Annotated in this window: 19 protein-coding genes; 11 read left to right on the top strand and 8 right to left on the bottom strand. The window is 60.6% G+C overall.

Annotated features, from left to right (window positions below):
* Positions 1-23 precede the first annotated feature (23 nt).
* The 3 genes from ACWHVV_RS01255 to ACWHVV_RS01245 form a co-directional block, all read right to left on the bottom strand.
* On the bottom strand, positions 24-383 hold the full coding sequence (locus ACWHVV_RS01255; RefSeq protein WP_447527478.1) for a hypothetical protein: 360 nt from the start codon (positions 381-383) through the stop codon (positions 24-26).
* Positions 384-601: 218 nt separating this feature from the next.
* Entirely contained in the window at positions 602-910 is a 309-nt protein-coding gene (locus tag ACWHVV_RS01250; protein ID WP_447894901.1) for a GIY-YIG nuclease family protein, read from the bottom strand.
* Positions 903-1,361 carry a YchJ family protein gene (locus ACWHVV_RS01245; RefSeq protein ID WP_447927715.1) on the bottom strand — a complete coding sequence of 153 codons (459 nt, stop codon included), beginning with the start codon at positions 1,359-1,361 and terminating at the stop codon, positions 903-905. The genes ACWHVV_RS01250 and ACWHVV_RS01245 overlap by 8 nt, the downstream gene beginning before the upstream one ends.
* 147 nt (positions 1,362-1,508) lie before the next feature.
* On the opposite strand from ACWHVV_RS01245, the gene ACWHVV_RS01240 reads away from it, so the two are divergent.
* Positions 1,509-1,838, top strand: coding sequence for a hypothetical protein (locus ACWHVV_RS01240; RefSeq protein WP_447894899.1), 330 nt, complete (start codon positions 1,509-1,511; stop codon positions 1,836-1,838).
* Positions 1,839-1,891: 53 nt separating this feature from the next.
* Here the strand turns inward: ACWHVV_RS01240 and ACWHVV_RS01235 are convergent, their stop codons facing one another.
* Positions 1,892-3,241 carry a hypothetical protein gene (locus ACWHVV_RS01235; protein ID WP_447927714.1) on the bottom strand — a complete coding sequence of 450 codons (1,350 nt, stop codon included), beginning with the start codon at positions 3,239-3,241 and terminating at the stop codon, positions 1,892-1,894.
* Positions 3,242-3,559: 318 nt separating this feature from the next.
* Entirely contained in the window at positions 3,560-4,726 is a 1,167-nt protein-coding gene (gene argE, locus ACWHVV_RS01230; protein WP_447927713.1) for an acetylornithine deacetylase, read from the bottom strand.
* 205 nt (positions 4,727-4,931) lie between these two features.
* Here argE and ugpB point away from each other — a divergent pair, with 205 nt between their 5' ends.
* From ugpB to ACWHVV_RS01210, 4 genes are all read left to right on the top strand, one after another.
* The gene (gene ugpB, locus ACWHVV_RS01225; protein ID WP_447927712.1) at positions 4,932-6,260 is read left to right on the top strand and encodes a sn-glycerol-3-phosphate ABC transporter substrate-binding protein UgpB; all 1,329 of its coding nucleotides are present in this window, start codon (positions 4,932-4,934) and stop codon (positions 6,258-6,260) included.
* Between the two features lie 124 nt (positions 6,261-6,384).
* The gene (gene ugpA, locus ACWHVV_RS01220; RefSeq protein WP_447527471.1) at positions 6,385-7,269 is read left to right on the top strand and encodes a sn-glycerol-3-phosphate ABC transporter permease UgpA; all 885 of its coding nucleotides are present in this window, start codon (positions 6,385-6,387) and stop codon (positions 7,267-7,269) included.
* 15 nt (positions 7,270-7,284) lie between these two features.
* Positions 7,285-8,133, top strand: a complete 849-nt coding sequence (gene ugpE / locus ACWHVV_RS01215; protein ID WP_447527470.1) for a sn-glycerol-3-phosphate ABC transporter permease UgpE — start codon at positions 7,285-7,287, stop codon at positions 8,131-8,133.
* 1 nt (position 8,134) lies between these two features.
* Positions 8,135-9,187: a sn-glycerol-3-phosphate import ATP-binding protein UgpC gene (locus ACWHVV_RS01210; RefSeq protein ID WP_447927711.1), complete on the top strand. Its 1,053-nt coding sequence runs from the start codon at positions 8,135-8,137 to the stop codon at positions 9,185-9,187.
* A 5-nt stretch (positions 9,188-9,192) separates the two neighbouring features.
* On the opposite strand, the gene ACWHVV_RS01205 is transcribed toward ACWHVV_RS01210, so the two are convergent.
* Entirely contained in the window at positions 9,193-10,839 is a 1,647-nt protein-coding gene (locus tag ACWHVV_RS01205) for a bifunctional metallophosphatase/5'-nucleotidase (RefSeq protein ID WP_447927710.1), read from the bottom strand.
* Between the two features lie 273 nt (positions 10,840-11,112).
* Between ACWHVV_RS01205 and ACWHVV_RS01200 the strand changes: the two genes are divergently transcribed.
* The gene (locus ACWHVV_RS01200) at positions 11,113-12,192 is read left to right on the top strand and encodes an aldo/keto reductase (protein WP_447927709.1); all 1,080 of its coding nucleotides are present in this window, start codon (positions 11,113-11,115) and stop codon (positions 12,190-12,192) included.
* A 138-nt stretch (positions 12,193-12,330) separates the two neighbouring features.
* On the opposite strand, the gene ACWHVV_RS01195 is transcribed toward ACWHVV_RS01200, so the two are convergent.
* Positions 12,331-13,332: a porin gene (locus ACWHVV_RS01195; RefSeq protein ID WP_447927708.1), complete on the bottom strand. Its 1,002-nt coding sequence runs from the start codon at positions 13,330-13,332 to the stop codon at positions 12,331-12,333.
* 341 nt (positions 13,333-13,673) lie between these two features.
* Between ACWHVV_RS01195 and ACWHVV_RS01190 the strand changes: the two genes are divergently transcribed.
* The 3 genes from ACWHVV_RS01190 (at position 13,674) to ACWHVV_RS01180 (ending at position 16,909) form a co-directional block, all read left to right on the top strand.
* Positions 13,674-14,837 carry a glycosyltransferase family 4 protein gene (locus ACWHVV_RS01190; protein ID WP_447927707.1) on the top strand — a complete coding sequence of 388 codons (1,164 nt, stop codon included), beginning with the start codon at positions 13,674-13,676 and terminating at the stop codon, positions 14,835-14,837.
* The gene (locus ACWHVV_RS01185; protein WP_447527464.1) at positions 14,800-15,339 is read left to right on the top strand and encodes a phosphatase PAP2 family protein; all 540 of its coding nucleotides are present in this window, start codon (positions 14,800-14,802) and stop codon (positions 15,337-15,339) included. The genes ACWHVV_RS01190 and ACWHVV_RS01185 overlap by 38 nt, the downstream gene beginning before the upstream one ends.
* Positions 15,340-15,448: 109 nt before the next feature.
* On the top strand, positions 15,449-16,909 hold the full coding sequence (locus ACWHVV_RS01180) for a sodium/glutamate symporter (RefSeq protein ID WP_447927706.1): 1,461 nt from the start codon (positions 15,449-15,451) through the stop codon (positions 16,907-16,909).
* A 135-nt stretch (positions 16,910-17,044) separates the two neighbouring features.
* Here the strand turns inward: ACWHVV_RS01180 and ACWHVV_RS01175 are convergent, their stop codons facing one another.
* Complete coding sequence (locus ACWHVV_RS01175) at positions 17,045-17,176, bottom strand: hypothetical protein (protein ID WP_447527462.1); 132 nt, start codon at positions 17,174-17,176, stop codon at positions 17,045-17,047.
* Between the two features lie 749 nt (positions 17,177-17,925).
* Between ACWHVV_RS01175 and ACWHVV_RS01170 the strand changes: the two genes are divergently transcribed.
* The gene (locus ACWHVV_RS01170; RefSeq protein WP_447527461.1) at positions 17,926-18,057 is read left to right on the top strand and encodes an entericidin A/B family lipoprotein; all 132 of its coding nucleotides are present in this window, start codon (positions 17,926-17,928) and stop codon (positions 18,055-18,057) included.
* 2 nt (positions 18,058-18,059) lie between these two features.
* Positions 18,060-18,575 (top strand): YqiA/YcfP family alpha/beta fold hydrolase, encoded by a 516-nt coding sequence (locus tag ACWHVV_RS01165; protein ID WP_447927705.1) that lies wholly within the window; start codon positions 18,060-18,062, stop codon positions 18,573-18,575.
* Positions 18,576-18,734 lie beyond the last annotated feature (159 nt).

Raw genomic sequence — 18,734 nt, 5'->3', positions numbered from 1 at the left:
CAGCGGCTTCGATAACCCGCCGCTCACCCGACCTTGTGCTGCAAAAGCGCCTCGAGAGATTCGGGTAGGGCTTCTTCCCCGCCGCTTTGTGCCGGCGCCGGCGCCTCGGCTTTCGGCGTTTTACCGCTGACCAGCACGTACCACTCGGTTTCGGTCAGGTAGTGCTGGCACCAGCGGCTCAGGCTGTCGGCGATCATGTCGCTTGCGCCCTGTTCGCCGCGAAAGGATTGGGCCAGGCAAAGCAGGTCCTGGCGGGCGGTACGCGCGCGCGCCGTGCCGCCGTGCACCCGGGAGAGCGGGCAGCGCCGGTCGAAAGCGGCGTTGACCAAGGCATTTAGCCAACGCTCCACTTCGTGTGCCTGAATACCGCCATACACTGCCACGCTTTTACTCCTTGCCCTTTGCGGGTTCGCCCACTCAAACCGGGTACACAACCCATTCTGGCTGCAAAGGGCGCTAGACTGCCCGAATTAGCGCGCGCTGTCACCTGCCGCGCGGCGGGGTTCTTCAAATCCCTGCAGTACGCTTACCACATTACGACCGATATCGTCCACCGCGTAGCCGCCTTCCATCAAAAAAACGCAGGAAAGCCGCACCTGCGTCAGTCGGGCAGCTCGCAGGGCCAGCGTGCTGCCCAGCGGCGTTTATCGCCCGGCGTTTGCTGCTTTAGCCGGTACTCGGCACGGCTGGCTTCGCTGCGGTCGGCGAAGGGCTGGGCGCCAAGCAGCGCCAGGGGCGGGTTGGCGCGGGTGTAGCGCGCGCCCTTGCCTGCGCAGTGCGCCTGGTAGCGTTTGGCCAGGTCGTTGGTGATGCCGGCGTAGGTGCCACGCCGGCATTCGAGCAGGTAAAGGTACCAAGGCGCCTGAAGGGGCTCGTTATCGGCGGGGGGGCCGCTTGAAGTGCTAGCCACCGCAGCATGCCTTGAGCTTACGCCCGCTTCCACACGGGCAGCGCTCGTTGCGCCCGGGTTTTAATTTATCCAAGCGCGGCTCGCCATCCAGGTACCACCAGCGCCCGTCTTCCAACACGAAGCGCGAGACCTCTTCCAGCACGTGCCAGCCGCCTTCCTGAAAAAAGGCCTTGAAATGGACGGTTGCGCGCCCGTCCTCGGGTGTGGCGGCGTGTTCGATCACCAGCCGCTTCCAGCGCGTGGCCGGGTCCGGGGCCAAGGGCTCGGGCCGGGTACTGGGGTGCCAGGTGGCTTTCAGGTAATCGACCAGGTCGAGGGCAAAGGCGCTGTAGCGCGAGCGCATCAACGCCTCGGGCGTGGGGGCGATGGCGCCCTGATGATAAGCGCCGCAGCACGCCTTGTACGCCGCGGTGCTATCGCAGGGGCAACTTGTAAGCAGGCTCGAGGTCATAACGGTGGCCCTATTAACGCACGTGCGCGGGGCCATTTTCCTGTATCGGTGACGGTTTATGCGGGTATAGTAGCAGAGTCACATTACCAAAAAAGACGGAGTACGAAACACGACCAAACCATCTTTCCAGACGCATCGGAGGTTCTCATGAAGGTATACAGACCGGAGTGGCAGTGCACGTTTAGCGTAAACGAAGGCGCAGTAGAATCAGCCCATTGGAAAGAGCGCATCGCCTGGCGATTGCGTCGGTTTGCCGACCGCCTTCAAGGCGGTGGCCGTACGATCAAGATCGATTGCCATGTTTCACCTTTTGTGAGCCGCGCCGAGGTCGACACCTGCCTGGCCAAGGGCTTTGAAGTCACCCAGGGCCTGATCACCCAGCTGGCTCACCAGCAAGCCTGTGAAGACGTCATGCGCGACGCCAAGGCCGAGCTTTATGAGGAGCACCCGCTCCCCGAAAAGTTGCCCGGCCTGTAAGCACGGCTCGGCTTGTCAAAAAACACCCGCCCAGGCGGGTGTTTTTGTTCCGCTTACTCACCGAATGCCTGGCCCGCGAGCGCTACCTGCTCGACGATGCCGGTGTACAGTTCACGTTGGGATACCATTTGTGAATGAGCGTCGCTGAGCACGACGTCGAGGGTTTCCTGCTCGCCGGGCTCGCGCATGTCTTCGAGGGTCAGCAGATTGCCCGTGCCCAGGAAGGTGCTGACGGGAAGGTCGAAGACCAGCAGCTCTGCGTGATGTTCGAGTGCAAACGCCGACGCGGTGGATGCCTCGGAGTGGGCGACACTTTCGACGATAGCGTTCGCTTCCAACGCGACATAGCGCTCCAACTGCTGCTGCACGTTGTTACGGTGTTCGCGTAGCCGATTGCGCTCGAAGGTTTCCCGCGCTCGCTCGCTTTCCGCTCTGCCGAGCTGCTGCTGGATTCTGCCGATCCGGCGCTCGGTATTGCCAAGCTCGCGTGCCAGCTGACGGTGATCGCCGTTGCGGTTTTCAGCGCGAATCAAATCTGCCGAGCGTTCTTCCTTTGCCTCGCGAAGCTGCTGATTAAGCGTATCGTCCTCGCTTTGCACGCCGTACGGGCGCCCGCGCAGCTCAGAAAGCTCGCGGTATTCGTCAAACAAGGCGGCATACTGCTCGTTGATGGGCGCGGGGTGCAGCGTTTCATCCGGCAGCCAGAGCCGATAGCAGGTATCTTCCTCTGCCAGGCGGTCCACCGTCACGTCGTCGGTGGAGGCGGGGCAGCTATCGGTGTTCGTCCTGCCGCCATAGGAAAATACCCGGCTGCGCTCGGGGTCGAGCGTTCTGACCGCCAGATCGTTTTCCAGAATATAGTCATTCCAGCCTTCGACCACGGCCCGCTCCATCTCGGCCTGGCGCTCGACCGTCTCCTCAATGCGCGCTTCCAATTCCGCTATTTTTTGATCCGCGGGCGCCAGCGCCTCGTCAAACGCTGCCTGGGTCTCTTCGAGCTTTGCAAGCTCGCTTTGCTCGGTTTCCAGTTCGGCTTCCAGCGGCGCCGTACTTTCTTCAAGATGCGCACGCCAAACCGCGTCCTGGTTTTCGCGCTGCTGCTGGAACGTTTGCGTCGCTTCCCAGAGCTCTTGCGCATCGTCAGGAAACTCAACGTCGGGTAGCTCGTCGCCGGGCGAGGCCAGCCATGCGGTCAAAGCGCTATTGAATTGCTGTAACTCGGTGGCTTCATCGATGGCTTGTTCATCGAAGTAGTACACCCGCGCCTGCCGAGTCTGATCGACCATGGAGGGGTCGAGCCCGCCCTCGGCGGAAATTTCTGCCTGATCCGGGTAGTCGCTTCCACAGCCCGCCAGTAGCAGCACCGCGGCAGCACCTGCCCATAGATTGAATTTCCCGCTCACCGCTACCTCCTCAATTAACCAAGCTTATCGGCAAAATAGTCTATCGCTATTTCACATTATCCTAATGATACTGGACATGACGCAACACTTTATCGCGACACCTTCTTCGCGATACGGGGAACCGATTAGCGAGGTTGACCGACGCCCAAGCGGGCGGGGGTTAGGGTCTGCCTGAAAAGTCGACGAGCGAAGACAAGACAAGGCAAAAATTGGCGAAAAAACGGAGTTTACATGTGTAAATGAGTATTTTGATCGGACTCGCGCGCGAGCCAATTTTTAACGCCGTATTGTCGAGCGCAGGCACTTTTCAGACAGAGCCTAGGAAAATGGCGACTCGAGCGCTTTGCCCATCCGGGTCATGAAATCCAGGCACGCTGCGAGCTCGCTTTTGTCGATGTACTCGTCGGGCTGGTGGGCCTGGGCGATGCTGCCCGGCCCCAGGATGATGGTTTGCAGGCCCTGGCCCTGGAACTGGCCGGCTTCGGTGGCGTAGGCCACGGCGTGGTTGCAGCACTGCCCTGGCAAGTGTTCCTTGGCCAGGCGCAGCACCGTGTCGTTGTCGCGATCGGCCAGGCCCGGCACCGTGACGTTGAGCGCCTCGGTGGCGATGTCGACGGTTTTGCCCCGGGCCTGCAGCTCGGCCTTGAGCGTTTCACCAAACGCTTCGAAACGAGCGAAAACATCTTCGAAGGTGTCCGTGGGCAGGTGGCGGATCTCCCACTCGAACTGGCACTCCCGGGCGGTGATGTTGATCGCCGTGCCGCCCCGGATGCGGCCTACGTGCAGGCTGGTGTGGGGCACGTTGAACGCCTCATCCACACGCCCTTCTTCCACCAGGGCGGCCATGGTGTCCTCGATGAAGGTGACCAAACGCGCGGCCACGTGAATGGCCGAGGTGCCCTGGTTGACCTGGCTGCTGTGCGCCTCGACCCCGGTGACCGTAGTGCGCAGGTTGGTCGCGCCCTTTTGCGCCACCACCGGCTGCATACTGGTGGGCTCACCGACGATCACGTGCGCGGTGGTCGAGTAGTGATCGAAAAAGCGCTCGATCAGCGCCGGCGCGCCGACGCAGCCGATCTCCTCATCATAGGAAAAACCGAAGTAAATGGGCTGTTTGAGCGGCGCTTTCACCCACTCGGGCACCATGACCAGCGCGCAGGCGATGAAGCCTTTCATGTCGCAGGTACCGCGACCAAACAGGCGGTCGTCGTCGCCTTCGACCAGCGTAAAAGGGTCCGTCGACCAGGGCTGGCCTTCGACCGGGACCACGTCGGTGTGGCCGGAGAGCATCACCCCGCCCGGGGCGTCCGGGCCGATGCGCGCGATCAAATTCGCCTTGGTGCCGCAAGGGCTCATTACCCGCTCCGAGGTAACGCCGTATTCGGCGAGATACCCTTCGACGAATTCGATCAGCGCCAGGTTGGAGCCGCGGGAAGTGGTATCGAAAGCAACCAGTTGGCTGAGTAGCGCTTGTGCATCGGTCATGGCGTGGCCCTTGATTGACGTCTTTTCATTACCCTATCACCGCCGGGGGCGCACCGCCTACGGCCAAAGTTGCATGAGCAAACCGGGGGCTGCGCGTAGCGTTCATCAAAATGTCATGTACACTCACTAATGTTCAGTGCAACCAAAAAAAACGCCCTAAACGTACTGTGCCACCCGGCCGATCCCAGGCCCTAAAGGAGCTTTTATGTCTCGTTTCACGTTACGTGCCCTCTCTGTAGGCATCGCGGCGGCTACCTTGAGCGTTTCCGCCCAGGCCGCCACCGAGATCACCTGGTGGCACTCCATGGGCGGGGAGCTGGGCGAGCGCCTGAGCGCGCTGGCCGAGGACTTCAACGCCTCCCAGGACGAATACCGGGTGAATCCTTCGTATCGTGGCGAGTACGAAGAGACGATGGTCAACACCATCGCCGCCTTCCGCGCCGGCCAGCAGCCGCACATCGTCCAGATCTACGAAGTCGGCACCGGCACCATGATGGCCGCTCGGGGCGCGATCTACCCGGTCTTCGAGCTGATGGAAGAGCACGGCAGTGACTTCGATCCGGACGACTACCTGCCCGTGGTGACCGGCTACTACACCGACACCGACGGCAACATGCTCTCCATGCCGTTCAACTCCTCCACGCCGATTCTCTACTACAACAAGGACGCTTTCGAAGCGGCCGGCCTCGATCCGGAAACCCCGCCGACCACCTGGCAGGAAATGGGCGAGATGGGTCAACAGATCGTCGATGAAGGCGCGGCGTCCTGTGGTTTCACCATGGCCTACGCGGCCAACTGGGTGGGGCTTGAGAACTTCTCGGCGCTGCACGACCTGCCGATCGGCACCCAGGAGAACGGCTTCGGCGGCCTTGAAACCGAGTTCACCTTTAACGGCGAAGAGCAGGCGCGCTTTTGGGATCAGATCAAGGAGTGGTCGGATAGCGGTGTGTATAGCTACGGCGGCCCGGCCAACGGCCCGGACGCAGCCCCGGCGTTCTACTCCGGCGACTGCGCGATGTACATGAACTCCTCCGCATCGCGGGCGGACGTGCTGGCCAACTCGGACTTCGAAGTCGGCTTTGGCATGCTGCCCTACTATGACGACGTGGACGGCGCGCCGCAGAACTCGATCATCGGTGGCGCCACGCTTTGGGTCCTTTCCGGCCACGAAGACGACGAGTACACCGGCGTCGCGGAGTTTCTGGAGTACCTGTCACTGCCCGAGGTACAGGCCGAGTGGCACCAGGGCACGGGGTATCTGCCGATCACCACCGCCGCGTTCGAGCTGACCCAAGAGCAGGGCTACTACGACGAGAACCCGGGCGCGGATATCGCCATCGAGCAGATCAACCTCAACGAACCCACCGAGAACTCCAAGGGCCTGCGCTTTGGCAATTACACCCAGGTACGCATGGTACTCGATGAAGAGTTCCAGGCGGTGCTGGCGGGTAACAAGAGCGGCCAGGAAGCGCTGGATGACGCGGTAGAGCGCGGCAACCAGATCCTGCGCGACTTCGAAGCCGCCAATAACTAATTTAGCGGCACCACTCGAACCCCGGCTTCTATAAGCCGGGGTTTGTTGTGAGGGCCCACCTATACGCCCGACGACGCGGACCTATGGGTGGGCTTTCTCCGGGCCGGGTTCAACAGGACGCCTCATGCAGACCAAACGCTCCACCTATCAAAGCCGGTGGCTCCCCTTCTTTTTGTTAGCGCCGCAGTTGGCGATCACCCTGGTGTTCTTTATCTGGCCGGCGACCCAGGCGGTGAAGTCGAGCTTCGAGCGCACCGACGCCTTCGGCTTCAACACCACCTTCGTAGGCCTTGCCAACTACGCCCGGGTGCTGGCCGACCCCAGCTACCTGAACGCTTTGGGGCGCACGGCGATTTTTGCCGTCTCGGTCACCGCGCTTTCCATGGGCACCGCGCTTTTACTGGCGGTGTGCGTCAACCGGGTGCTGAAAAGCGCCCGGTTCTACACCACGCTGCTGGTCTGGCCCTACGCCGTGGCCCCGGTGGTCGCCGGGGTGTTGTGGTGGTTTCTGTTCAACCCGACCATCGGCCTTCTGCCCCACTTGCTCGACTGGTTCGGTATCAACTGGAACCACCGGGTCTCGGGTAGCCAGGCGATGATCCTGATCACCATCGCCGCCGCCTGGAAGCAGATCTCCTACAACTTTCTGTTCTTTCTGGCCGGGCTTCAGTCGGTACCCCATTCATTGATCGAGGCCGCGGCCATCGACGGCGCCACGCCGTTCAAACGCTTCTGGACCATCGTCTTCCCGCTTTTATCACCGACCACCTTCTTCTTGCTGATCATCAACATCAACTACGTGATGTTCGAGACCTTCGGGGTGATCGACGCCACCACCGGCGGCGGGCCGGGCCAGGCGACGATGACGCTGGTCTACAAGGTCTACACCGACGGGGTGGCCGGGCTCAACATCGGTTCGTCCTCCGCCCAGTCGGTCATGTTGATGGGCATCGTGATCGTGCTGACGTTCATCCAGTTCCGCTACGTGGAACGCCGCGTCAACTACTAGGCACAGGGATCCATCATGGTCGAAAACAGACCCTATCTGAACATTCTGACCCACCTGGTATTGATTGCCGGCGTACTGGTGGTGGCGTTTCCGGTGTACGTGGCGTTCATCGCCTCGACCCACGAACCCGGCGCCTTCGTGCGCGGGGTGATGCCGCTGCTACCCGGCGACAACATGTGGGCCTCCTACAAGCAGATGCTGACCTCGGGCTGGCAGGTGGGCGGCGCGCCGCCGGTATGGCTGATGCTGGGCAACTCGCTGATCATGGCGCTGACGATTGCCATCGGCAAGATCGCGATTTCGATCATTTCGGCCTTCGCGATCGTCTACTTTCGCTTCCGGTTTCGTATGTTGGCGTTCTGGCTCATCTTCATCACGCTGATGCTGCCGGTCGAGGTGCGCATCATCCCCACCTACGCGGTGGTGGCGGATTTAGGGATGCTCAACTCCTACGCTGGGCTCACGCTTCCGCTGATCGCCTCGGCCACCGCTACCTTTCTGTTTCGCCAGTTCTTCATGACCGTGCCCGAGGAGCTGATGGAGGCCAGCCGGGTCGACGGCGCCGGGCCCATGAAATTCTTCAAGGACATCTTGCTTCCGGTGTCGATCACCAATATCGCCGCCCTGTTCGTCATCATGTTCATCTACGGCTGGGTGCAGTACCTGTGGCCGCTTTTGGTCACCACCGACGAGGACTTTTACACCATCGTGCTGGGCATCAAGCGGCTGATGGCGTCGTCTGATCGCGTGCCCGCCTGGAACTTGATCATGGCGACGGTGACGCTTGCCATGCTGCCGCCGGTGCTGGTGGTGCTGTTGATGCAGAAGCTGTTCGTGAAAGGCCTGACCGAGACGGAGAAATAGGATGGCCAGTATTACCCTGGAAGGACTCAAGAAAACCTACGCCGGCAACGTGCAGGCCGTCAAAGGTGTGGACCTGGCCATCAAGGACGGCGAATTCGTGGTGCTGGTGGGGCCGTCGGGCTGCGGGAAATCCACACTTTTACGCATGGTCGCCGGACTCGAGACGATTTCCGAGGGCACGCTGAAAATCGGCGATCGGGTGGTCAATACGTTAGAGCCCGCCCAGCGCGATATCGCCATGGTGTTTCAGAACTACGCGCTCTACCCGCACATGACGGTGTATAACAATCTGGCCTACGGGCTCAAGAACCGCGGCTTCAAAAAGCCCGCGATCGAAGAGCGGGTGCGCAAAGCGGCCAAAATGCTCGAGATCGAAGAGTACCTTCCGCGCAAGCCGCGCAATCTTTCCGGCGGCCAGCGCCAGCGGGTGGCCATGGGCCGGGCGCTGGTGCGCGAGCCCGCCGCGTTTTTGTTCGACGAGCCGCTCTCTAACCTGGACGCCAAGCTGCGCGTGCAGATGCGCGTAGAAATCAAACAGCTCCAGCGCCGGCTAAAAACCACCAGCCTTTATGTGACCCACGACCAGTTGGAGGCCATGACCCTGGGCGACCGGCTGGTGGTCTTGAACGCCGGACAAATCGAGCAGGTGGGCACGCCCATGGAGATCTACGCCCGCCCGGCGTCGATGTTCGTGGCCGGGTTCATCGGCTCACCGGCGATGAACATGGTAGCGCTAGAGTACCTGCAAACCCGCGGCGCCCGCGAGCTGCTGGCGGACCTGCCGCCGGATACCGACGTGGTCGGCATTCGCCCGGACGACATGCGCCTGACCCCACCCGATGCCCCGCACCTGGTGGTCGATTCCACCCTGGAGCTCTTCGAGGCCGCGGGGGCGGAGAGCCACCTCTACGTGCGTTTGCTGGATAGCGACCAGCCCACGGTGATTCGCACCAGCGGCCAGCCGCCGGTAAAAGAGGGTGAAACGCTGCGCTTTTATGTCGCTCGCGAAGCGCTTCACCCGTTCAATAACGACACCGGTAGGCGTACGGGCTAGTACGCCTACTGCCGCGCCAAATCCACGATGCGCCCTTCTACCTGGGGCGCGACCTCGTCTTCGGCCACCATGTAGTCGCGCAGCATTTCCCAGTCGGTGTTGCCTACGATATGACTGCGGTCGTCATCATGTGCTGCTTCGAGCGCGGTATGGCTGTCGCCCCCGGCGGCGGTGAAGTTGTTGGTAGCGATCACGTAGGTACGCGCCGGGTCGATATCCATAAGCTCGCCGTCCTGGGTCACTTTCAGGCTCACCACCCGCTCGCCGGCCGGTTCGCGGCTGTCATACACGACCTCGACCCCGCGGGAGACCTGCAGAAAGGCGCCGCTCTCTTCCGGAGCGTTGGCGAGAGCGATCTCGAAGGTCTCGAGAAGCTCGGCGCCGGTGACATCCATCAGCGTCAGCCGGTTACCGAAGGGTTGCACCGCGATCAGCTCGCCAACAGACACATCCCCCGCCGCTATCGGCTCGCGAACGCCGCCGCCGTTTTGCAGCGCCAGTACGGTGTCCGGGTTCACCCGGCGAGCTGCGGCCAGTTGGCCATCGGCAATCAGGTTTCCAAGCGCCGTCTCATCGGCGCGCACGCTCGCCTCGTCGCCATTGCCGTGACGCGGGTTGGGAAGCGCTGTATCAAGGTGGGCGCCTACCTGGGTATCGCGCACTTCTTCGATACGCGCGGTGTAGGGTTCGAGCATCGCAGCCGCCTCGAGATCCGGCTCGAAGTCTTCGGTGGCGAGCAGCTCGCCGGTGGCGTCCGTCACCACACCGTCATCGTCGAAGGTGACCTGCATCACCCCCAGGTACTTGCCGTACTCGTTCGCCTGGCCGATCACGGTGGGCGTTTTAGGCTCGCCCCGGTCGTTTTCGCTGATCACCACGGGGGCGTCCAGGCGCGTGTGGCTGTGCCCGCCGATGATCACGTCGATCCCTTCCACATGCTGGGCGAGCAGCACGTCGTTACCCACGCTCGGGTCGCTTTCATAGCCCAGGTGCGTGAGCGCGACGATCTTGTCGATGCCCTCGGCTTCAAACGCCGCCACCATCGCCTCGGCCGCTTCGCGGTAATCCCCGATGGTCACGTTGCCCGGGCTCGAGACGTCTTCGCTCGATTGCGTGCTGAGCCCGAAAATACCGATTTGCTCGCCGCCGTGCTCGACAATGACGCCATCGTACAGATGCCCAGGTGTGGGCTCGGCGCTGATCGAATCCCCCAGCAGCTCGGCAAACTCCGGCGCGGCGGAGAAATCCAAATTCGCGCCCACAATGGGAAACTCGGCAGCGGTGAAAAGATCCGCCAGCGCCTGGTGGCCCGTGTCCGGGTCGTTCAAATCGAACTCGTGGTTGCCGGGCACGAAGGCGTCATAGCCCATCCGGTTCATGAACGCGACGGCGTCCTGGCCGCGAAACTCGTTGAAGTAGAGCGTGCCGGAGAAGATATCGCCGGCATCGAGCAACAGGCCCTCGCCGAACTGGCTGCGCGCCTCGTCGAGGGCGCTCACCAGTTGCGGGTACTGGTCAGTACGCCCGTGCAGGTCGTTGGTGTGAAAGATAGTGAGCGTGTAGGGGGCGGCGAGCACGCTGGGCGAGAACGCGAGTATCAATGCACCGGCCGATACGCCCATCCCCCAGGACCCGCTTTTCGATGACAACATGGCAATTCCTTTTAATCCTGTTTTATTCGTTGCGCTGGCGAAACGATGGCGCCGCGCCCAAATCGCATTCTCTATAATTATTAACAGCATTTGTGACGTTTATTAAGGGCCCGCCTCTTCTGTTGGCGCCAAAACACACTTTTTCGCGGCGAAGCGACCCGGCCGGCGGGGGCCGCCGAGCCTTTGACAAATACAGACGATCACCTAGGCTTAAACCCGCCATGCTCACGAGCAAATGCAATACTACTTTCGTTTAACAGGGATGCTGCCGAAATGAAATATCGCCCGTTGGGAAACTCTGGCCTGCTGGTTTCTGAAATCGTGCTGGGCACCGTGCCGTTTGGCGGCAGCGCCGGCTTCGAAAAAGCCGCAAGTGTCGATGTAGCCGGCGCCAAGCGCCAGATCGACATGGCCCTGGACGCCGGCGTGAACCTGATCGACACCGCCGATCTCTACTCCATGGGCGAGGCCGAGGAGATCACCGGCAAGGCGCTGGGTGAGAAGCGTAACGACATCATTCTCGCCTCCAAGGCGCGAAGCCCGCTGGGCGACAACCCCAACCACAGCGGCTTTTCGCGCTACCACCTGATCAACGCGTGTGAAGCGAGCCTGAAGCGCCTGGGCACCGATCACATCGATCTGTACCAGATGCACAACTGGGACGGCGTGACCCCGGTCGAGGAGATGCTCTACGCCCTCGATCACCTGGTGCAAAGCGGCAAGATTCGCTACTACGGCACTTCCAATTTCACCGGCTGGCAGATGATGAAGACCATCGGTAAAGCCGAGCTTCACAATCTGGCGGGCCCGATCAGCCAGCAGATCTATTACACGCCGGAATCCCGTGAAGCGGAATACGAGCTGATGCCGCTGGCCATCGATCAGAACATCGGTACGCTGGTGTGGGGGCCGCTGGGCGAAGGGCTCTTCAACGGCAAGGTGCGCCGCGGCCAGAAAGCGCCGGAAGGCACCCGCCAGGGCAACGGCTGGCCCGAGCCCTACGTGCACGACATGGAACGCGCTTACGACATCATCGAGCTTCTGGCCGAGATCGGCGAAGCCCACGGCACCTCGATCCCACGCACCTGCCTTGCCTGGCTCAAGGATCGCCCCGGCGTGACGTCGTTGATCGTGGGTGCACGTAACGAAGAGCACTTGAAGGACGACCTGGCCGCCGCGGAGCTCACCTTGAGCGCCGAGGAGATCGAGCGCCTGGAAGCTGCCACCCGCCCGGCGCCGCAATACCCCTACTGGCACCGGGTCGTCGCCGGTATGGACCGCATCGACAAGGCGGAGCAGCCGTTCATCGATCAATACCGCAAGACCATCGATAACCGCAGCGACGAGCGCTGATTCCCGCGTAAGCGCTTACCCCCATGCGACGCAAAAAACCGGTACGGGGTTTCACCGTACCGGCTAAAGATCGATTCGAGTAGTGCCAGTTAGCCAGGCCCTTGCGCAAAGCAGGCGCCTGGCCGCAAGGGTGCCTTGTTAGAAGTAGTAGCGCGCACCCACTGCGTAGTAGAGGTCGTTATCGTCGTAGCGGTCGAGGGAATCCAGGTCGGACTCGTAGAGCTCGGCAAAGACGTCGAAATCATCGGAAAGGTTATAAAGCGAGCCCAGCGCCCAGACGTTGCGCTTGTCGTCGTTGTCCGGGTCGATGTGGTAGTAGTCACCGTACACGGCCAGCGCGTCGTAGGTGTAGGTCGCGCCCAGGCCGACGCGGTCGAATCCGCCGCCGTACGTGCTGCTGTCGCCGCGGGTCTCGTAGCCTACGCGCACCTGGAAGGCGTCGCTTGCAGTGTAGGCAGCGGTGGTACCCACGCGGGTTTTGCCGTTACCGCCACCGCGTACGGTGTCTTCCGTATAACCCACCGCCAAACGCGCAGGGCCGGCCTCGTACACTACGCCGCCCTGGGTGGCGACTACGCTGCCTTCACTGGTTTGCTCGTCGACGGTCAAACCGCGCTCGGAGAAGTGCTTGGCGGCGAAGACCACCTGAAAACCTTCGAGCTCCGGTGATTCGTAACCGATGGAGTCACCGCGCGCCTGCAGACCGCCGCCGGCGAACTCGTAACCTTCGCCCACGTAGACGTCGAAAACCGCCATGACGTAGTCATCGTAGAAGCTGTCGAAGTTACCCGCGGTAAACGTACCAAAGCGGCTGCTCTCGACACCGATGTAGCTTTTACGTAGTTCCTTGAAACCCGGACGACTGCGCTCATCACCGTTGAAGCGCCACTCCAGGCGACCGAACGCGGCAAGGTCCGGCGCTATTTGCTGTTGTAGCTTAAAGCCCATGCGCGAGCTGAAATCGCGAAACTCGGCGCCGTTATTCACACCATCGTTAAGACCGCCCCCCTCGACCCCCATGGCGATCCGCCCGTAGACATTGACGGCGGTGCCGTCTTCGTCATAAACGCTGGCCGCCTGTGCGCCCGCTGCTGTGAATGCACTTGTGAGCGCCAGCGCCAGTACCGTTTTTTTAAACATGAACCATCCCATTGCAGTGAACAGCAGTCGTTGCTGCTTCATTTTTTAATAAGCGCGTGACATGAGCCCCCAGGCGGGTTCCCGGGCCACCACCAACCCCTTAGCGAAACAAACTCTAGTAGGTTTTTATTGCAGTAATCTTAAAGTCTGTCGCTGAAAGCGATAAAAATAAAATTCTCCTAATATATCAATTTGTACATATAAATTAAATATTTAGATGTTATGTAAAAGAGTGAAGGTAAGCGCGGGCGGTGTTGTCATTAGTTGTTCACTCGCGTGACCCGGATTTGTCATGACGTTTTGCCACGCTTGGTGAAACGTTGAGGGAAGGAGCGAGGCACATGCGGCTTTGTATAGTGAGTGAGACCTGGGCGCCGGATATCAACGGAGTCGCCCATACACTCAATCGCCTCGCTCACGAGCTAAAACGCCAGGGCGTACATATCGATATCGTGCGCCCCAAACCCCGTGCGGGCGGGCATATCACGGCGTTTGGCGAGGAGCTGCAGGTTCATCGCCTGCCTCTTCCCGGCTACGCCGAGGTGCAGGTTGGGCTTGCAAGCCCGGGCAAGCTTGCCCGTTTTTGGCAAAAGCACCCACCAGACGTCATCTATTTGGCCACCCAGGGCCCGCTTGGGCTTGCCGCGCGCCGAGCGGCGCGCCGATTGGGCGTGGTTTGCGTAGCCGGCTGGCACACCAACTTCGATCACTACTGCCATGACTACGGCATGTCCTGGCTCAGCGCCGCCACGCTTCGCTACCTGCGCCACTTTCATAACGGCTGCGCGCTCACGCTGGTGCCCACCCACGCGCAGGCCAGCACCCTGCGAAGCCAAGGCATTCGCGGCGTCAACGTTCTTTCGCGGGGGATCGACGCCGAGCACTTCTCGCCCGCGCACCGCGACCATACGCTGAGAGCGCAGTGGGGCGTCAACGAACATCAGGGCGTTGCGCTGTACGCAGGGAGGCTGGCGGCGGAAAAGAACCTTACGCTGCTGGTGGAAACCTTCCAGGCGATGCGCGAAGTGCGCCCGGATATGGCCCAGGTGATCGTGGGCGACGGCCCGGCCCGGGAGCAGCTTCAAAAAGCGCTGCCCCAGGCGTACTTTACTGGCTTTTTGGACCAGCCGGCGCTTGCGCGCCACTACGCCAGCGCCGATATCTTCGTATTTCCGTCGCTTTCCGAAACCTGGGGTAACGTGATTACCGAGGCCATGGCAAGCGGCCTGGCGGTGGTCGCCTTTAACCACGCCGCCAGCGCCGAATTGATCCGCAGTGGTGACAACGGCGTCAGCATCGACCCGGATGACCCGGCCGGCTTTCATCACGCCGCCGCCGAGCTTTGCCAGCACCCCGCCGACTACGCTCGGCTCGGGCGCACGGCCAGGCTTGGCGTGCTCGAACACAGCTGGACCGGCATTGCCACGCAGTTCAAGCGTTACCTACAAAAAGCCCAGGAGGCCCACCATGCGCTCTCGCCCACTTGTCGTATTCGATCGTCTTGATGTGTGGGAGTGGCGCTTTTGCCAGCGCGTCACTCGCCTGTCACTGAACCCGGCCTGGCGGGTCGTACTACAAACCGCCAGTAAACTGGGCGATTGGCCAGTGTGGGTACTGTTGATTGCCGCCCAGCCCTGGCTAACCCCGGACGGCAACCGCCGGGTGATGCAGTACAGCGCCATCGCCCTGATCGCCCTGTGTGTTTACCGGTTGATCAAAACCCGGCTTTGTCGGGAGCGGCCGTTTATCACCTACCTGGGCGGCGTGCACTGCGGCGAACCCGCCCGCGACCGCTACAGCTTTCCAAGCGGGCACACCATGCACGCGGTGATGTTCAGCGTGATGGTCGCCGCGCATACGCCCTGGCTTTTGGTGGTCGTGCTGCCGCTAAGCGCCTTGATCGCCCTTTCCCGGGTGGGCCTTGGCCTTCACTATGTAAGCGACGTACTGGCCGGCGCGGCGATTGGCTACGGCTTTGCGCTACTGAGCCTTTATGTCATGCCGTAGCGCATTGCGTAGCGCTTTTACCCAAAAACCACTACGGTTAAATCACTCCTAACGTTTATGTACCTTGCAAACGTTGCCCCTCCAATGCCGATCATCAGGGAGTGATGACATGACCATGACCGTAGGTGAGCTTTTCATTGCGCTGGTATTGATAGGCCTGGCGCTATTGTTAAGCAACGCCATCCGCTTGCTACTGCCCTGGCTTCGCCGCCTCTTTCTGCCCAGCTCCGTCATCGCGGGGCTTTTGCTTTTGCTGTTGGGCCCGGACGTGATCGGGCGCTTCATGCCGACCCTATTCGAAGAAAGCCCGGGGCTTTTCCCCGGCTACGTGCAGGAGAGCTGGTCGTCGCTGCCCGGGCTTTTGATCAATGTGGTGTTCGCGGCCCTGTTCATCGGTAAAACGATCCCAGGGCTTCGCACGATCTGGATGCGCGCAGGGCCTCAGGTGGTGGTGGGACAAACCATGGCCTGGGGGCAGTACGTGGTGGGGCTAACGCTTGCGCTGCTGGTGTTAGCGCCGGTGTTCGGCATGAACCCCATGGCCGGGGCGCTGATCGAAATCGGCTTCGAGGGCGGCCATGGTACGGCCGCCGGCATGGCCGACACCTTCGCCGACCTGGGCTTTGCCGAAGGCGCCGATTTAGCGCTGGGGCTTGCCACGGTAGGTATCGTCTCTGGCGTGCTGATCGGTACGGTGATGATCAATATTGCCGCGCGGCGTGGAGTGGTCACTCTGGGCCAGGAAGAGCAAGAAGAAACGCCGGACGAAACCATGCGCGATGACGAGCGCCCCTCGACGGAAGAGTTCAGCGAGTTCAAAAAGGACCTTAACCAGGAGGCCGGCACCACCGACCCGCTGAGCCTGCATATTGGCCTGGTCGGCATAGCCATCGTGCTCGGCTGGCTAATCCTCTCCGGGCTTCAATGGATCGAGCAGGTCACTTGGGCAAGCGACGGCGGGCTCGAAATTCTTGCCCACGTGCCGCTGTTCCCGATTGCGATGATCGGCGGGGTGGTCGTACAGCTGATCATCATGCGCTTTGGCTGGGAGCGCCACGTGTCGACGCGCACCATGTCGCGCATTGCGGGCACCGCGCTGGACTTTACCATCGTGGCCGCACTCGCCACGCTTTCGCTCACCACGCTAAGCGAATACCTCGTGCCGTTTTTGCTGCTGGCGTTTGCGGGTATCGCCTGGGGGCTATTCGTTTTGATCGTGCTGGCCCCGCGTATCATCCCCGAGCACTGGTTCGAGCGTGGCATCGGCGACTTTGGCCAATCGATGGGCGTGACGGTCACCGGGCTTTTGCTCATGCGCATGGCCGACCCTAAAAACGAGTCCGGTGCGCTCGAAAGCTTTGGCTATAAGCAGCTGATGTTCGAGCCCATCGTAGGCGGCGGGCTCTTTACCGCTGCCGCCCTGCCCCTGATCGCCGAATTTGGCCCGCTCGCCATTCTCATCTTCACCGGACTTTTGACCGCCGGTTGGCTGGCGTTCGGGCTGCTGTATTTCGGCCGGATGGTGCCCGAGGGCGGCAAGGGCCGCTGGCAGGGTGAGTCCAACGAATGAAACGCTGCTCGTGAAACGCCAACGCCCGCATAAGCGGGCGTTGGCGTTGGATGATGGGTGTGGGAGTGAACGGTGTGATTAAAACAAAAGCCCCGGTGCTGAATACGCTACCGGACAGGGTCGCGGTCGACGCCTTTACTTGAGATCCGGGGGAATATCGTCGAGCTCTTCCGGCGTCATGAAGGACGTCTTGAACATCACGTAGACGCCCACCGCAGAAAAGCCTAAAAACAGTATAAACATGACGAACATCAATGCCATTGCCATGACGCGTATCCCTGAGTAGACGGCTGTTACGTTGACGTTTTATAGCCGCTGAATTGGTTTATCCCTGAGGATAGACCAAAAAGGATCCGCCATCTGTATAAAATTTCATACAGACGTTCGTAGGCTGCCTTTGACGTGGCAAATTAGGTATAAATATCAGTCAATTAATAATCTTTTATGAACGCAAAAAAGCCATCTCGCTTAAACGAAATGGCCAGTTTGCATCGCCGCCGCTCCTTAGCCTTGATGCCGACGCGATCCTGCGTCGGTGCGAGTGAGCAGGCTAGTGTCCATTAAAATCCATCTTCTGTTGGCTCCATGCCGTCCTTACTATCCTGTAGCCTGCTCAAACCGTTTTAAGGGTTTCATCACTTAACGCGGTGGCTACTGCCCATAACGTTGCATGGCACGGGCCAACATGCCCAAATAAAAAATAAAACCAATAAAAATCAATTAATTAAAAAATAAATAAAAGCCAAGTCTGTCGCTTTTAAGCGTGCAAAAGAGGTCAAATCTTGTATAAAAATGGCACATGCGACAATAACCAACCCCCGGCTGGTCACGATGGCACAGCCTGGCCTTACCCGGGCCGATCCCCCCTCGCTCTACGCGCTAGCCCGGCGACCGGGAAACCTGTAAATAGTGCTTACCAAAGTACGCATTGCTGGCTAAAGTAGTGTTGAGGCAGCCGACGCTAACGCGCTGCCCGGAATCGCCCCCGCTTCTATCCTTACGACAGGTATCCGCCAATGACACGCGCTCTTGCTATGGGTTTACTGCTGTTGATGACACTTTTATTGGTAAGCGGCTGCAACACGATTCGTGGCGCCGGGGAGGATATTGAACAGGGGGGCTCGGTCATTCAGGACGCAGCGGAGTAATTTTGAAACAGGTTTATTTATCCCACGGTTTGGAAAGCGGCCCCGAGGCACTGAAAGTGCAAGCGCTCAAGGGCGTGGTAGAACGTCATGAAGGTTATGAGCCGGTCGTGATGGATTACCGCAGCCAACCGAGCTTCAAGGCACGCCTCGAGCACCTGTTCGCCACTTTGCAAGCCCGAGGCGACGACCCCGCCCAGTGTATTCTGGCGGGGTCGAGCCTGGGCGGTTTTCTGAGCGCGGCGGTCAGCCAACGCTACCCGGTGCTGGGCTGTTTTTTACTGGCGCCGGCGCTTGGCATGGCAGAGTACCCGGAAACGACGGTGACGCTTCAGGCCCGGCACACGCATATCATTCACGGTTGGCAGGACGACGTGGTGCCTTTTGGCCCGGTCATCGAACACGCCCGCCGCCAGCGGCTTGGGCTTCGCATGGTGGATGACGACCACCGCCTGCACGCAAGCCTCGAACTCATTCTGCGTGACTTCGAGCAGTTTCTAACCCTTTGCCAAAGCGCCTGACGCGGCGCGGCTACTTCTGTTAGTTAGGCTCTGCCTGAAAAGTGCCTGCGCTCGACAATACGGCGTTAAAAATTGGCTCAAAATACTCATTTACACATGTAAACTCCGTTTTTTCGCCAATTTTTGCCTTGTCTTGTCTTCGCTCGCCGACTTTTCAGA

It is taken from the genome of Vreelandella sp. EE27, from assembly GCF_968206495.1.
Note: the sequence above shows the minus strand (reverse complement) of the source record. Positions and strands in the feature narration are given on the sequence as shown.